Origin of the sequence: Pseudomonas sp. 43(2021), from assembly GCF_017490805.1 — a bacterium.
Taxonomy (GTDB): domain Bacteria; phylum Pseudomonadota; class Gammaproteobacteria; order Pseudomonadales; family Pseudomonadaceae; genus Aquipseudomonas.
On sequence record NZ_JAFGYJ010000045.1, the window covers coordinates 3,846 to 18,653 of the forward strand.

9 protein-coding genes and 1 rRNA gene are annotated in these 14,808 nt (G+C 61.6%); 6 read left to right on the forward strand and 4 right to left on the reverse strand.

The window, feature by feature from the left end; genetic code table 11:
* On the reverse strand, positions 1-1,912 hold a 1,912-nt coding region (locus J5M71_RS25070), incomplete at its 3' end, for a retention module-containing protein (RefSeq protein WP_207838078.1).
* A gap of 997 nt (positions 1,913-2,909) precedes the next feature.
* Between J5M71_RS25070 and J5M71_RS25075 the strand changes: the two genes are divergently transcribed.
* Together J5M71_RS25075 and J5M71_RS25080 are read left to right on the forward strand one after the other, a co-directional pair.
* Positions 2,910-5,066 carry a type I secretion system permease/ATPase gene (locus J5M71_RS25075; protein WP_207838080.1) on the forward strand — a complete coding sequence of 719 codons (2,157 nt, stop codon included), beginning with the start codon at positions 2,910-2,912 and terminating at the stop codon, positions 5,064-5,066.
* Positions 5,056-6,432 (forward strand): HlyD family type I secretion periplasmic adaptor subunit, encoded by a 1,377-nt coding sequence (locus J5M71_RS25080; protein WP_207838082.1) that lies wholly within the window; start codon positions 5,056-5,058, stop codon positions 6,430-6,432. Before J5M71_RS25075 ends, J5M71_RS25080 begins: the two co-directional genes overlap by 11 nt.
* A gap of 341 nt (positions 6,433-6,773) precedes the next feature.
* Here J5M71_RS25080 and lapD read toward each other — a convergent pair whose 3' ends face one another.
* Both lapD and lapG read right to left on the reverse strand, forming a co-directional pair.
* Positions 6,774-8,720 carry a cyclic di-GMP receptor LapD gene (lapD, locus tag J5M71_RS25085; RefSeq protein ID WP_207838084.1) on the reverse strand — a complete coding sequence of 649 codons (1,947 nt, stop codon included), beginning with the start codon at positions 8,718-8,720 and terminating at the stop codon, positions 6,774-6,776.
* A gap of 10 nt (positions 8,721-8,730) precedes the next feature.
* Positions 8,731-9,492 (reverse strand): cysteine protease LapG, encoded by a 762-nt coding sequence (gene lapG / locus J5M71_RS25090; protein ID WP_207838090.1) that lies wholly within the window; start codon positions 9,490-9,492, stop codon positions 8,731-8,733.
* A 205-nt stretch (positions 9,493-9,697) separates the two neighbouring features.
* Between lapG and J5M71_RS25095 the strand changes: the two genes are divergently transcribed.
* The 4 genes from J5M71_RS25095 (at position 9,698) to J5M71_RS25110 (ending at position 14,574) form a co-directional block, all read left to right on the forward strand.
* Positions 9,698-10,387 (forward strand): GntR family transcriptional regulator, encoded by a 690-nt coding sequence (locus J5M71_RS25095; protein ID WP_207838086.1) that lies wholly within the window; start codon positions 9,698-9,700, stop codon positions 10,385-10,387.
* A 110-nt stretch (positions 10,388-10,497) separates the two neighbouring features.
* A complete protein-coding gene (locus tag J5M71_RS25100; RefSeq protein ID WP_063915096.1) occupies positions 10,498-11,001 on the forward strand; it encodes a sigma-70 family RNA polymerase sigma factor in 504 nt (167 codons plus the stop codon).
* Between the two features lie 4 nt (positions 11,002-11,005).
* On the forward strand, positions 11,006-11,962 hold the full coding sequence (locus J5M71_RS25105) for a FecR family protein (protein WP_207838089.1): 957 nt from the start codon (positions 11,006-11,008) through the stop codon (positions 11,960-11,962).
* Between the two features lie 197 nt (positions 11,963-12,159).
* Positions 12,160-14,574, forward strand: coding sequence for a TonB-dependent siderophore receptor (locus J5M71_RS25110; protein WP_243434343.1), 2,415 nt, complete (start codon positions 12,160-12,162; stop codon positions 14,572-14,574).
* Positions 14,575-14,685: 111 nt separating this feature from the next.
* Here the strand turns inward: J5M71_RS25110 and rrf are convergent.
* Positions 14,686-14,801, reverse strand: a 5S ribosomal RNA gene (gene rrf / locus J5M71_RS25115).
* Positions 14,802-14,808 lie beyond the last annotated feature (7 nt).

Below are 14,808 nucleotides of genomic sequence, written 5' to 3' on the forward strand. Positions count from 1 at the left end.
GGGTTTCGAAGTCAACACTGCCCTGGGTCTTGCCAGCCTCGATGGTGATGGTCTGGCCATTGGACAGGGTTACGGTCACCGGCGACTGGGCCGGGTTGCTCAGGGTCACGGTGTAGGTGATCACGCCACCTTCGGTGACGCTTGGCGAAGCAGCCAGGGTCGCGGTGGTGGTGTCCACCGAATCATTGATGGTGGTCTGAGCCGGCGTCGGGTTCGGCACCAACTGCTCGAAGTTGCCACCGGTCGCACCGGTAATCGTGGTGCTGACGGTCGAGCCGTTGTTGTAGACGTCATTGGCCGGGGTTTCGAAGTCGACGCTGCCCTGGGTCTTGCCGGCTTCGATGGTGATGGTCTGGCCATTGGACAGGGTTACGGTCACCGGCGACTGGGCCGGGTTGCTCAGGGTCACGGTGTAGGTGATGACGCCACCTTCGGTGACGCTTGGCGAAGCAGTCAGGGTCGCGGTGGTGGTGTCGACCGAGTCATTGATGGTGGTCTGAGCCGGCGTCGGGTTCGGCACCAACTGCTCGAAGTTGCCACCGGTCGCACCGGTAATCGTGGTGCTGACGGTCGAGCCGTTGTTGTAGACATCGTTGGCCGGCGTCTGGAAGTCGACACTGCCCTGGGTCTTGCCAGCCTCGATGGTGATGGTCTGGCCATTGGACAGGGTTACGGTCACCGGGGTCTGCGCTGGGTTGCTCAGGGTCACGGTGTAGGTGATGACGCCACCTTCGGTGACGCTTGGCGAAGCGGTCAGGGTCGCGGTGGTGGTGTCGACCGAGTCGTTGATGGTGGTCTGAGCCGGTGTCGGGTTCGGCACCAACTGCTCGAAGTTGCCACCGGTCGCACCGGTAATCGTGGTGCTGACGGTAGAGCCGTTGTTGTAGACATCGTTGGCCGGCGTCTGGAAGTCGACACTGCCCTGGGTCTTGCCTGCCTCGATGGTGATGGTCTGGCCATTGGACAGGGTCACGGTCACCGGGGTCTGGGCCGGGTTGCTCAGGGTCACGGTGTAGGTGATCACGCCACCTTCGGTGACACTTGGCGAAGCAGTCAGCGTCGCCGTAGTGGTGTCAATGGTATCGGTAACCTGGGTAACCGCTGGTGTTTGCGGCACTGTCACCGTTAGCCCGCCGCCCCCGGTGGTGCCCGTTACAGTCGCCGAAATCTGGCCACCGTCGATATACGGGGTATCATTCGCCGGGACCACGACGTTGGTGCTACCAGTGGTCTGCCCGGCCGGAATGACGATTACGGCACCGTTGGACAGGGTGACCACCAGATTGGTGGTCGGCGCCTGGCCAACCGTAGCGGTATAAACGATTACGCCCCCCGCTTCGCTGATGGAAGGGGTAGCGCCAAGAACCAGATCGGTAGCGACGCTGGTGTCCGTCGTCGGCGTATCCACCTGGTTGTTGCTGGTGCTATCCAGCACGCCAACCTCTTCGCTATCAAGCACGGCTGCAAAGCCCAGCCCGTCAGTCGCGAAGCCGACGGTAGGGTCGACCCGGCCCGCTGTTTCTTCGAGCATGACAAAGCTGTGACCACCACCCAGCGCGCCACCACCGCCTGCTGCCGATGGGCCAGCAGCAGTCGCTTCAAGCTCGGTAGTCGGGTCGACACCGGCAGCGATCGCCTGTTGCAGCTCTTCCACCGACGGCGCGGCCTGTGCGGTCGCCTGACTCAGGTCGGTGCTGCTGCCCGGCGCATCAGCGCTCCACTGGCTGTCGCGACCCAGGTCGAGCAGACGGCCATCGGCCAGTTCCAACGTAACTGCACCGCCCGGGCCAGTGAGCACTTCCTCACCGGCCAGCAGGCGGTCCCCTTCGATCAGAACACGCCGGATGCCCTCTGGGGATACCGCAATAACCTGGCCGACAATACTTTTGACGATGGCTACAACGCTGCTCATTGGACTCTCCGTGTGACCCGATGGGGTACTTCCCTGCCAGAGCGGCACTTGTAAGCCACTTCAGGCGGAACTATGTCGATGATCTCTTGACGTTTTTTGACGTCAATATTCCGTCTATAACTTTTTGGAATTGCCTAACTGCCAAACTATTGACCTTATAGATGCCATCCTAAACAATCACCAATGTAATGTCACATTGATATTTGAACCTTAGCCAAGCGTTTCTTGAGGACAAATGTCGCACATCAGCGAAAGCGCGTTTACCGGTCACTCAAAGTGCCTTTTTCCACGCTTTGGTAGCCATAAACAATGCGGCAGGACAACCGTCCATCGGCAGCTGTCAAAGGTTCAGGTGTCAATATTCAGGTCATTTTCGCTTGCTCAGGCCACTGCTTGGCTACAAGCACAAACCTTGCCTGAAGACAGCCAGGCAGTGATCGGGAAGCCCCGCAAAGTCTTGGCCGCGCTGCAGCTCCCGGCATCAGCAGCCCGTAGCGCTGCATAAGTCGGCGCAGCGATTGCCGTAGATCAAAGAGATAGCGAACAACTGCGCAAATACTGCCAGCCCGAATAGTAGGAAAGCATTGCCGACTGTTAAGCCCAAACCTGTCAGCACCTGCTTTCCAATAGATGAATTTTGACTAATTAGTTGCAAAATACCGTCAACAACTCAGCGCCTGTTTCCTGACAAAGGTATAAGTCGATACCGACTACACCTCTGTCGCCAACCGGATAGCAGGCTATGCTGCAAACTAGCGCGGCTTGTGTGCTGACTGGATCCGAAATGAAACATCCACCACTCGGCATCGTCTGCCAGGACTGAAGATCGTAGAATTGTTTACTCAATACCGATTCAAGGCGACCATTGGCCGGTTGCCCAAGCGTCAGGGTGCCGTAGCCTCATGACCACTGCCTGGCAGCACCATTGAAGCCAGGGTGACCGGCCAGAACGGCGGTACACCCACCCCACCCACCACAAGGATGAAGAGAGCGCCGCGTGGAATCCGAAGTCAGTCGAGTCCAACTCAGCCACGATCCACGCAGTCAGCATGACGATCCCCTGCTGGATAGTCTGCTGAGCCTGTGTGTCCTGCACCAGAAACCCGCCAGCCGGGTCATGCTGACCACCGGCCTGCCGCTGCCCGCCCAGCGCCTGAGCCCCGAGCTGCTGCCCCGCGCTGCCGCCCGGGCCGGCCTGCAGGGGCGCCTGCTGCAGCGCAAGCTGGAGCAGATCCCGAGCATCGCCATGCCGGCCATGTTGCTGCTCAAGGAAGGCCGCAGCGCCGTCTTGCTGGGCTGGGAGAACGAAGACACCGCGCGCCTGCTGCTCAGCGAGAGCGATGGCGGCGAGGTGCATGTCAGCCGCGAAGCCCTGCAGAGCGATTACAGTGGCCGGGTGTTCTTCGCCCAGCCGCAGCACAAGTTCGACGTCAACCACGGCAACCTCATCCCGCGGGCGAAGTCGTGGTTCCGCGATACCTTGCTGCGCAGCAAGTGGCTATATATCGACGCCATTGCCGCCAGCCTGGTGATCAACCTGATCGCCCTGGCCGCACCGCTGTTCGTGATGAACGTATATGACCGGGTGGTGCCCAACCAGGCCACCTCGACCCTCTGGGTGCTGGCCGTCGGCATCGCCGGCGCCTACATCTTCGACCTGATCCTCAAGGGCCTGCGCGGCTTGTGCCTGGACCTGGCCGGCAAGAAGACCGACCTGATCATTTCGGCAACGCTGTTCGAACGTATCGTCGGCATGTCGATGAAGTACCGCCCGGCCAGGGTCGGCAGCTTTGCCCAGAACATTCACGAGTTCCAGGGCCTGCGTGACTTCCTCGCCTCGCTGACACTGACCAGCCTGATCGACCTGCCATTCACCATCCTGATCCTGATCGTCATTGCCATCATTGGCGGGCACCTGGTATGGATCCCGATCATCGCCTTCCCACTGGCCCTGGGCATCGGTTATGCCCTGCAACGGCCGCTGATGGCGACCATGGAACGGACCATGGCCCTGGCTTCGGAGCGCCAGTCCAGCCTGATCGAGACCCTTGCCGGCCTGGATGCGGTAAAGGTCAACAATGCCGAAAGCGAACGCCAATACATGTGGGAGCAAACCCTCGGCACCCTCAGCCGCCTGGAACTGCGGGTGAAGGTGCTGTCGAGCCTGGCGATGAACATCACCCTGCTGATCCAGCAACTGGCAGGCGTGGCAATGATCTGCGTCGGCGTGTACCTGATCATCGACGGCAACCTGAGCATGGGCGGCCTGGTGGCCTGCTACATGCTCAGCGGCCGCGCCCTCGGCCCGCTGGGCCAGCTCAACGGCCTGCTCGCCCGCTACCAGCAGGCCAAGGTGACCATGGTCTCCACCGACCACATGATGGAGCTGCCGCAAGAGCGCAACTTTGAAGAACGCCCGCTGAGCCGCAGGGTGTTGCAGGGCAGCGTCGAGTTCCGCGGGGTCGATTTCACCTACCCGAACCAACAGAACCTGGCCCTGAAGAATATCAACCTGACCATCCGCCCTGGCGAGAAGGTCGGCATTATCGGCCGCAGTGGCTCGGGCAAGAGCTCGCTGGCCAAGCTCATCGTCGGCCTGTACGAGGCCGATGGCGGCTCGCTGCTGGTCGATGGCGTGGACATTCGCCAGATCGACGTCAGCGAACTGCGCCACAACATCGGCTACGTGCCCCAGGACATCCAGCTGCTGGCCGGCACCCTGCGCGATAACCTGGTCAGCGGAGCCCGCTACGTCGAGGATGAGTTGATTCTGCAGGCTGCCGAGCTGGCGGGCGTGCATGAGTTCGCCCGGCTGCACCCGGACGGCTACGAGCTGCAAGTGGGTGAGCGCGGGCAGAACCTGTCCGGCGGCCAGCGGCAGAACGTCGCCCTGGGGCGCGCGCTGCTGCTCAACCCGCAGATCCTGCTGCTGGACGAGCCGACCAGCGCCATGGACAACACCGGCGAAGAACGCCTCAAGCAGCGGCTGCAGGCGGTGGTGGAAGGCAAGACGGTGCTGCTGGTCACGCACCGTGCCTCGCTGCTGTCGCTGGTGGACCGGCTGATCGTGATCGATCGCGGGCAGATTGTCGCCGACGGCCCGAAAGCCGCGGTCATGGATGCGCTGAAGAAGGGGCAGATCAGTGTTGCATAAGCTGGATGTAGGGCAATTCAAGGACGGCCTGCGGCGCTATTTCAAAGGTTCCGATTCACTGGGCGGTCAGCCGCTGCCAGAGGTCAACAAGGCCCTGATCGAGGATGCGCCGCGGGTCGTGCGGCTGACCATCTGGGGCGTGATCCTGTTCTTCGTGTTCCTGATCGTGTGGGCCAGCGTCGCGCCCATCGACGAGGTTACGCGGGGCGAAGGCAAGGCCATTCCGTCGTCCAAGGTGCAGAAGATCCAGAACCTGGAGGGCGGCATCGTCGCCGAGATCTTCGCCAAGGAAGGGCAGATCGTCGAAGTGGGCCAGCCGTTGCTGCGCCTGGATGAAACCCGCTTCGCCTCCAACGTGGGTGAAACCGAGGCCGACCGCCTGGCCATGGCCTTGCGCGTCGAGCGCCTGAGTGCCGAGGTCGAGGACAGCCCGCTGAAAATCGACGAGGCGCTGCGCAAGGCCGCGCCAAGCCAGGCGGCCAGCGAAGAGTCGCTGTACCAGAGCCGGCGCCAGCAACTGCAGGACGAGATTGGTGGCCTGCAACAGCAGCTGGTCCAGCGCCAGCAGGAGCTGCGCGAGTACAGTTCAAAACGCGCCCAGTACGCCAACAGCCTGGAACTGCTGCGCAAAGAGATCAACATGTCCGAGCCATTGGTGGCCACCGGCGCGATCTCCCAGGTTGAAGTGTTGCGCTTGCGCCGTGCCGAAGTGGAGAACCGCGGCCAGCTGGATTCCACCGCACTGGCGATCCCGCGTGCCGAGGCGGCCATCCGCGAGGTGCAAAGCAAGATCGAAGAGACCCGCGGCAAATTCCGCAGCGAAGCGTTGACCCAACTGAACGAAGCACGCACCGAGTTGAACAAGGCCACGGCTACCAGCAAGGCATTGGACGACCGGGTGAACCGCACCATGGTCACTTCACCGGTGCGCGGTATCGTCAAGCAGCTGCTGGTGAACACCATTGGCGGGGTGATCCAGCCTGGCAGCGATATCCTCGAAGTAGTACCACTGGACGACACGCTGGTCATCGAGGCGAAGATCCTGCCCAAGGACATCGCCTTCCTGCACCCGGGGCAGGAGGCCACGGTCAAGTTCACGGCCTATGACTACACCATCTACGGTGGGCTCAAGGCCAAGCTGGAGCAGATCGGTGCCGACACCATCACCGATGAAGACAAGAAGACCACCTACTACCTGATCAAGCTGCGCACCGATCGCAGCCACCTGGGCACTGACGAGAAGCCGCTGCTGATCATTCCGGGGATGGTGGCGACGGTCGATATCATGACCGGCAAGAAGACCATCATGAGCTATCTGCTCAAGCCGATCATGAAGGCGCGTTCGGAAGCGCTGCGCGAGCGTTGATGATCCTGGCCACTGTCTTTACTCAGTGGCCACCCTGGCCGTATCGCCGGCAAGCCAGCTCTCATAGAACTGCACATAACTCATTGAATTAGCAGGGAACCTGTGGGAGCGGCTTTAGCCGCGAACACCGGCGCAGCCGGTGCCATGCACCGCGTTGGATGCTTCGCGGCTAAAGCCGCTCCCACAGGGTACGAGGATCGCTTGCGAATTCAGTTATCTGTGCGACAGCGCGTCCCAAAGGGCTGGGCAATCTCTCACAGGTACAGTGCATGCCTTGAACCCTGTGCTGTACCTGTGGGAGCGGGCTTGCCGGCGATACGGCCAAACTGCAAACCCGAAACTCAGCGCCAGGGCGCAGGCTCACCCACCAACTGCCCCTGAATCCCGCTCACGCCCATCTCCCGCAGCACCAAGCGCTCGCCTTCCGTCTCGACCCGTTCAGCAATCAGCGGCACGTCAATGCTGTGTGCCGCGCGCTGGACGGCTTCGATGAACAGCCGCTTGTGCTGCTCATGATCAATGTTGCGGATGTAGCTACCATCGATCTTCAGGTACGCCAGGCCCAGGTGCGCCAGGTTGCCAATCATGCTGAAGCGCCCACCAAAGCGTTGCAGCGCCAGGCCGAAGCCAAGCGCATGCAAGCGCCGGGTCAGCTGCTCCAGGGCAGACTGCTCGGGCAGTTGCTCTTCGCCAATTTCGAAAATCAGGCGCGGCCCCAGCGCCGTATGCTGGCCCAGCAGTTCGAAGACGCGCTGCAGAGCCTTGGGGTCGGCCAAGGTAGCGGCTGACAGGTTAAGCGCCAGTATCTGGTCATGCCCGCGCAGGTGTGCAAGCACCTTTTCCAGCACCAGCAGGTCCAGCCGCGACATCCAGCCGAAACGCTCCAGCCAGGGCAGGAAGCGGCCCGCCGGCAGCGCCTCGCCCTGGCCATCCTGCAAGCGCGAAATCACCTTGCGGTGCAGTATCCGTTGCGCAGTGCCGCAATCCACCACGGGCTGGAAGAACAGCTCGAAATGCCCGCCGATAAACGCTTGGTCGAGCCGCTCGTGCCAGGCATGCTGGCTGTCCGCGGCAACTGCGGCCACACCCTGCTCGAGGCAGACCCAACCCGGCGTCGGCTGGTTCTCGGCGCGGGCCAGGGCTTCGTCGGCGAGCTTGAGCAGCGCCTGTGGTGCGTCACCAGGGCTGTAGGGGGCAAGGCCGATGCAGGCCACCGGGTCGATATCACTGGCGCCGGTTTCATGCAGGCTATGCAGGGTCGCTTCCAGGGCCTGAGCGAGCTGTACCGCCTCTTCATGCACCATGCCCGGCGCCAGCACGGCAAACTCACCCCCACGGCTGCGGGAAATCAGGTCGTTGGTTTCCGGGTAGCTGGCACAGGTGCGACGCAACTGCTCACCCACGGCCTGCAGCAACTGGTCGGTGCGCTGGCCGCCAAGGCGGGCGTTCAACCCCGCCAACCCCTGGACCCGCAGCAATAACAGGTAGCCGGCGCGCGCTTCTTCCAGGTTGCTCACCCGGGTGTTCAGCTGCATCTCGAAATAACGGCGGTTGGACAGGCCGGTCAGGCTGTCCTGATAGGACTCGGCACGCAGTCGCTCACTGCGCTCGGCCTGCTCGGTGAACAGTGCCTTGAGCTTCTCGACCATCTGGTTCATCGCCTGCACCACCCGGCGCAGCTCCGGCGTACGCGGCAGCTCCGACAGGCTGAGGAATTCGCGGCGGGCGATGGCATAGGATTGCTCGACCATGTAGTCCAGCGGCCGCAACTGGCGACGCAAAAGCAAGGCGCCAAGTACGGCACTGGCCGCGCCACACAGCAACAACCAGCCCAGGCTGCCCAAGGCGCTCTGCCAGAGTTTGGCAATGGCGAACATCGGGTGGCTGATCACTTCAACGCGTGCGGCCTGCTGCCAGCCGCGGCTGACGATGGCATCGCCACCGGCGGCTTCCAGGCCGATCAGGTGCACGAACCAGCCCGGCACACCGCCGGGGTCCGGCTCGGCATGGCGCTCCACCAGCACGGCATTGGAGCCAAGGTCGACGACCTTGATGCTTGAGTAGTAGCCACTGTCGAAGATCGAACTGACCATCAGCTCGACCATTGCCGGATCGTCGATATTCGGCGTCAGCGACAGCGCCAGCGCGGTCGCCGCATCCTGGGCGTGCGAGCGCAACTGGTTGACGTACTGGCTGCGCGAGCTTTCCAGGCTGACCATGAAACTGCCACTGAAGGCAACCACCAGGAACAGGCAAATGGCCAACAGCAATTGTTTGAACAGTGACATCTGTGCTCCTTCAGTAAACCGGCTCGGCCGGGAACCCTTCGGCCTGCATCTTCTTCAGCAAATCCTGCCAGCGTGACAGCCGCTTGGTATCGCCGACCTTCTTGTTGCCTGCGGCGCCCGTCAGCCACAGCCCCTCACCATTGAAGGCGTACACCGGCAGCAGGTCGGTACGCTGGCTGGCCGGCTTGATGGCATCCATCAGGCTGTCGAGTACCAATGGCTGTGCCTGTGGGCTTGAATAATAGGTCAGGACCATGTGCGCGCGGTTCTGCCGCAGTGCCTTGACGTAGGTGATGCGCAGCTTTTCGCTGGGGATGCCCATGCGCCGCAGGCTGAAATACTTGGCGATGGCATAGTCCTCGCAGTCCCCTGCGCCCTTGATCAGCGCCTGCACCGGCGTGGCCCAATAATCGACCTCATGCCACAGGTCGATGTCCTCGACATAGCGCAATTGCTGGTTGAAGAAGCGGTTGACCACCTGCAACCGCTCAAGCTCCGTACCCTGCTTCTGCGTGGTCATCAGGTTCTGCCAGGCATCGATACGGCCCTGCCCGGCGCCCAGCTGGCCATACAGGGCCTGTGACTTGCGGCTGATCTGGGAAAAGTCCCAATCCGCGTGCAAACCGCCCAGCAGCAGGCTGCCCAGCAGTGCAGCAAGGCCGACACGTTGCACAACGGTTTTGAGCATCCAGGATATCGCCACTGCGAAGCCCTGTTCCGGCCAGTCGAAAGCAGCGATGGTGCGGCTTGGCACGGTAAAACACAATGGCACCCTGCAATCATGCATCCGTTGGTCGGTCGATCTACACTTTATGGTTATAACCTTCTATAGGTTGCTTCCTTTGACCGGCGACTTCATCCACCATAGCCGCGCTTTTTGGGGCGCCCGTCCCATCGCGGGTGCTGGTTTGACACCCCCGGGAGCTATTACTAGTGTCATTGGATCCAACTTTAGTCATCGTTGAGGCAGACGTCGCGTGCCCGAGAAAATCAAATTGAGCAATGTCCTGGCCAGCGAGCAGTTGTTGCCGCACCAGGCCCGTGGCTTGATCGAAGAACGCCTGCGCAGTGCCATTCTGGATGGCCGCTTGCCCCCAGGTACTGCGGTGCGACAACAAGAGCTCGCCACCTTGTTCGGTGTCAGCCGCATGCCCGTGCGCGAGGCCCTGCGCCAGCTCGAAGCGCAATCGCTGCTGAAAGTGGAGATGCACAAGGGGGCGGTGGTCGCGCCATTGATAGGCGAAGACGCGGTGGACACCTATGCCCTGCGCGTGCTGCTCGAGACCGAGGCGCTGCGCCAATCCATTCCGCTGCTCGATGCCAGCGACATCGCCAGCGCCCGCGGGTATATCCAGCAACTGGAGAACGAAACCCGCCACGCCGAAATCGGCCGCCTCAATCGTCTGCTCCACATGTCGTTGTACAACAAGGCGCCGAACAAGAAACTGCTGCGCCTGATCGAGGACGAACTGAACGAGGAAGAGCGCTTCCTGCGGTTTCATCTTTCGTCCATGGGCCTGGGCAAGCTCACCCAGGACGATCACAACGCACTGGTGAATGCAGCTAGCGACAAGCTGGTGGACGAAGCAGTAGCGGTGCTGGAACGGCACCTGAATAGCGCATCGCGGGTAATCCGCAAATACCTGGATACGCAACTGGGGCGCTAGCGGGTAGAGACTGCGCGCACGGTACTGTCGGATAGGTTGCAAATTGATCGGCCCCCGCCAACAATGAGACTAATTATCATTCATGTCCATTGACGGCAGCGCCCTCCCCCATGCCCAGCAACGATTCCGTGCAAACGCTCTACAGTGACCACCACGGCTGGTTGCATGCCTGGCTACGCAGCAAGCTGGGCAACGCAGCCGATGCCGCAGACCTGGCCCAGGACACTTTCGTGCGCCTGCTGCAGCGGCGCGAACACCTGCAACTGAACACACCACGGGCCTTCCTGCGTACAGTTGCGCGTGGGCTGGTGATCGACCACTGGCGACGTGAGGAACTGCATAGGGCCTATCTCGAGGCATTGGCACAAGTGCCAGAAGCACAAGCCCCGTCGGCCGAAACCCGTGAGTTGCTGCTGGAATTGCTGGAACGCATCGCGCGCATGCTCGACGGCCTCAAGCCCAAAGTACGCCGCGCATTCCTGCTGGCCCAATGCGAGGGGCTGAAGCACCAGGCCATCGCCGACCAGATGGGGATCTCGGTGCGTACCGTGGAGCGCTACATCGCCGATGCGCTCTACCATTGCTACCTGCTGCGCTACGCCGATGAGTGCTGACGCGATGACCACCGCACAGCCTGGCGCAACAGCGGTCAAGCAGGCCATCCAGTGGATGCTCAGGCTGCGCGAGAACGGGCATGACCCTGCCCTGCAGCATCAGTGCAGGCAATGGCGCAGTGCCCGCCAGGAACATGAACAGGCCTGGCAACGGGTGATGCACCTGCACCAGGACCTCGATCTGCGCGCCATTCCCGGCGCCGGGCTGGCCTTGCAGACCCTGGAGACCAGCCAGCGCCGCCTGCAGCGCCGGCAAGCACTGAAGCTGCTTGGCGGCGTTGCCATGGTGGGGACAGCGACATGGCTGGGCAAAGACCTGGATGCAGTCAACGCCTGGGCATCGGACTACGCCACCGGCACGGGTGAACGACGCAGCGTCGCGCTTCCCGATGGCTCGCTGATGCAACTCAACACCCGCAGTGCCGTGGACCTGGCCTTCAATGACCAGCAGCGCCTGGTCCGCCTGAAGCAGGGGGAATTGATGATTACCTGCAGCCCGCAGCATCCCTTGCTTGTACAGACGCGTGACGCGTTACTGGAAGGGTTCGAAGGGCGCTTTGTGGCACGCCAGGACAGCGACTGCACGCAGGTCAGTGTCAGCCATGGCAGGGTGGCGATACACCGGCCTGGCAATGGCCAGCTGCAATGGATTGAGAGCGGCCAGAACTGGCGCCTGGATGCGCAAGGCGCACACCGGCTCGAGCAGGTGGACATGGACGCGATGGCCTGGACCGACGGGCTGATCGTCACTCGGAACATGCGCCTGTTCGACTTCCTCGCGCAGGTCAGCCGTTATCGCCATGGTTACCTGGGCTGCAGCGAAGACATTGCCGATGTACGCCTGTCGGGTGTGTTCCGCCTCGAAGACCCGGAAAAACTGCTGCAGCTGCTGCCCCGGACACTGCCCGTGCGGCTTCGCCAACGTACGCGCTGGTGGGTGCGTGTGGAGGGGCTAGTCTGATCTGACGGGGGCCATTGCGTTCAGGGCCGCTGCGCGCCCCAATAGCTTTTTTGGCGGGTTTTGACTGCCGGTCCGGCTAGGACAGTAAGCGACACCTCCTGCCCTCACACTTCAACGGACCCTTCATGCCTACCGCCCCAGTGCACACGCACACATTCAACGCGAATGATTTTCGACCTGTCTTGCACTCAACGACTCTGCGCAAAGCCATCCGGGCCACCCTGTTTGGCACCGCCTTGGGCCTGATAGCCGTCCCGCAACTGTCCGTGGCAGCTGAAACGACCCAGATGAGCCATCACTATGCGATCCCGGCCGGCCAGCTGGACGACGTGCTCAACCAGTTCGCCCGCCAGGCTGGCATCACCCTGTCGAGCACACCCCAGCTCACCCAAGGCTTGCAGTCAAACGGCCTGCAGGGACAGTACCCCACCGATCAGGCACTGCGCCAGTTGCTCAATGGTAGCGGCCTGGAAGCGCTCAGCCAGGACGGCCGCAGCTACGTGCTGCAGGCACAACCCCAGAGCGCCGCCGTGTCATTGCCAGACACCGATGTCCGGAGCTTCACCCTTGGCAATGCACTGGGCAGCATGGAGGGTTACAACGCCACCCATAGCCAGATAGCGACCAAGACCAGCATGCCGCTGGTAGAGACATCACAATCGGTCTCGGTGGTTACCCGCCAGCAGATGGACGACCAAGGCTCGCAAACCGTTGCCCAAGCCATGCGCTACACACCTGGGGTGCTGACCAACCCCTACGGTGCAACCCATCGTTATGACTATGTGGCCATGCGTGGCTTCAATGATGGCTCGGTGGATAACATCTACGTCGACGGGCTCAAGTCGATGGGCGACAACGGCACCTACAGCACCATGCAGGTGGACCCGTACTTCCTTGAGCGCATCGATATTCTCAAGGGACCGTCTTCGGTACTGTATGGCCGTAGTTCGCCAGGAGGCCTGGTAGCACTGACCACCAAGAAGCCGCTGTTTACCCCCTACCATCAAATCCAGGCCACGCTCGGTACCCAAGGCCAGCGTGGCATGGGTTTCGACTTCAGCGGCCCCGTGGATGACGACAAGCGTATCGCTTATCGCCTGACAGGCCTGGCGGATGCTTCCGACACGCAGTTCGACCACAACAAGGAAGAACGCTACGCCATCGCGCCGGCCGTCAGCATCGACTTCAGCGAAGACACCTCTCTCACCCTGCAGGCCTACCTGCAACACGACCCCAACGGCGGCTACCACGGCGGTAACCCCGCGGACGGCATGCTGCACAAGCGCAACGGCTTGCGCCTGTCGGACCACTTCTTTGAAGGCGAGCCGGGTATCGACAACTACGAGCGCACCCAACAATCCTTCAGCTACCAGTTCGAGCATCGCTTCAACGATGTGTTCACCGCACGACAGAACTTCCGCTACCAGGACTCCGATGTGTCGATGGACCAGGTGTATTCCGCCGGCTGGGCGGATGCCGACAGCAATATCCTCAACCGCGCCTATACCGGCGGCGACGAACGCCTGCATTCGTACATCATCGACAACATGCTGCAGGCGGAGTTTTTCACCGGGGCCGCCAAACACACCCTGCTGCTGGGCGCCGACTACCAGCGACGCAAGGCCGACGTGGCGTGGCGCTATGGCACAGTCGACCCGCTGGATGCCGGTAATCCGCAGTACGGCAATGGCAACCTTCAGGTGCTGGGTGAAAACCGCTACCAGCGGCGTTTGCAGCAAACGGGCGTCTACCTGCAGGACCTGGTGGAGCTGGACCAATGGCGCCTCTCCTTGGGGCTGCGCCAGGACTGGGTGAAGGTGTCGGAGGAGAATCGCGACAGCAACACCAACGTCCGTGACCAGCGCTCCAGATTCACTACCCGCGCCGGGGTGCTTTACCTGTTCGAGAACGGGATTGCGCCTTATGTCAGCTACTCGGAGTCGTTCAACCCCAATACCGTGTCCGACCAGGAAGGCCGCCCTCTGGCACCTACCGAGGGCACTCAATGGGAGGCCGGCATCAAGTATCAACCAGCGGGTAGCGATAACCTGTTCACCGCGTCGGTGTTCCGTATCGAGCAGGAGAACCTGGCCTCGAAGCAGCCTGACGAGGAGTTCTATCGCCCTGTAGGGCAAGTGCGCTCACAAGGGCTGGAACTGGAGGCCCATGTGCAGCTGACCGATAGCTTGAAGCTGCTGGGCGGCTATACCTTTACCGACATCGAGTACGCCAAGTCGATGCCCAGCCTGGTGTCGGACAACCTGGACAACAAGGGCAATTCGCCAACCCAGGCTCCGAAACAGATGTTCTCGCTGTGGGCCGACTACAACTTCCACCAGGGGGCACTGGATGGCCTGCGCTTGGGCGGTGGGGTGCGGTATGTGGGGTACAGCTGGGTGGATGCGGAAAACAGCATGAAGGTGCCTTCCTACACCCTGTTAGACGCCTCGATCGGCTATGACCTGGGCAAGGTCGGCCTCCGGGGGGTAGATGTACGCCTGAACGCCAATAACCTTACCAATGAAAGCTACATCACCTCATGTGCCAGCCTGAACTACTGCTACATGGGTGAAGAGCGCAATGTAAGCGCAACGGTCAGCTATCAGTTCTGAGCATATGGCAGCCGTTAATACCCGGTGCTTGTAGGAGCGCTAGCCTGGAAGCTATGGCCCGGAAAAGACAAAGCCCCTGTCTGCATCGCAGACAGGGGCTTTGGATTTGAATCTTGACGATGACCTACTCTCACATGGGGAAACCCCACACTACCATCGGCGATGCATCGTTTCACTGCTGAGTTCGGGATGGGATCAGGTGGTTCCAATGCTCTATGGTCGTCAAGAAATTCT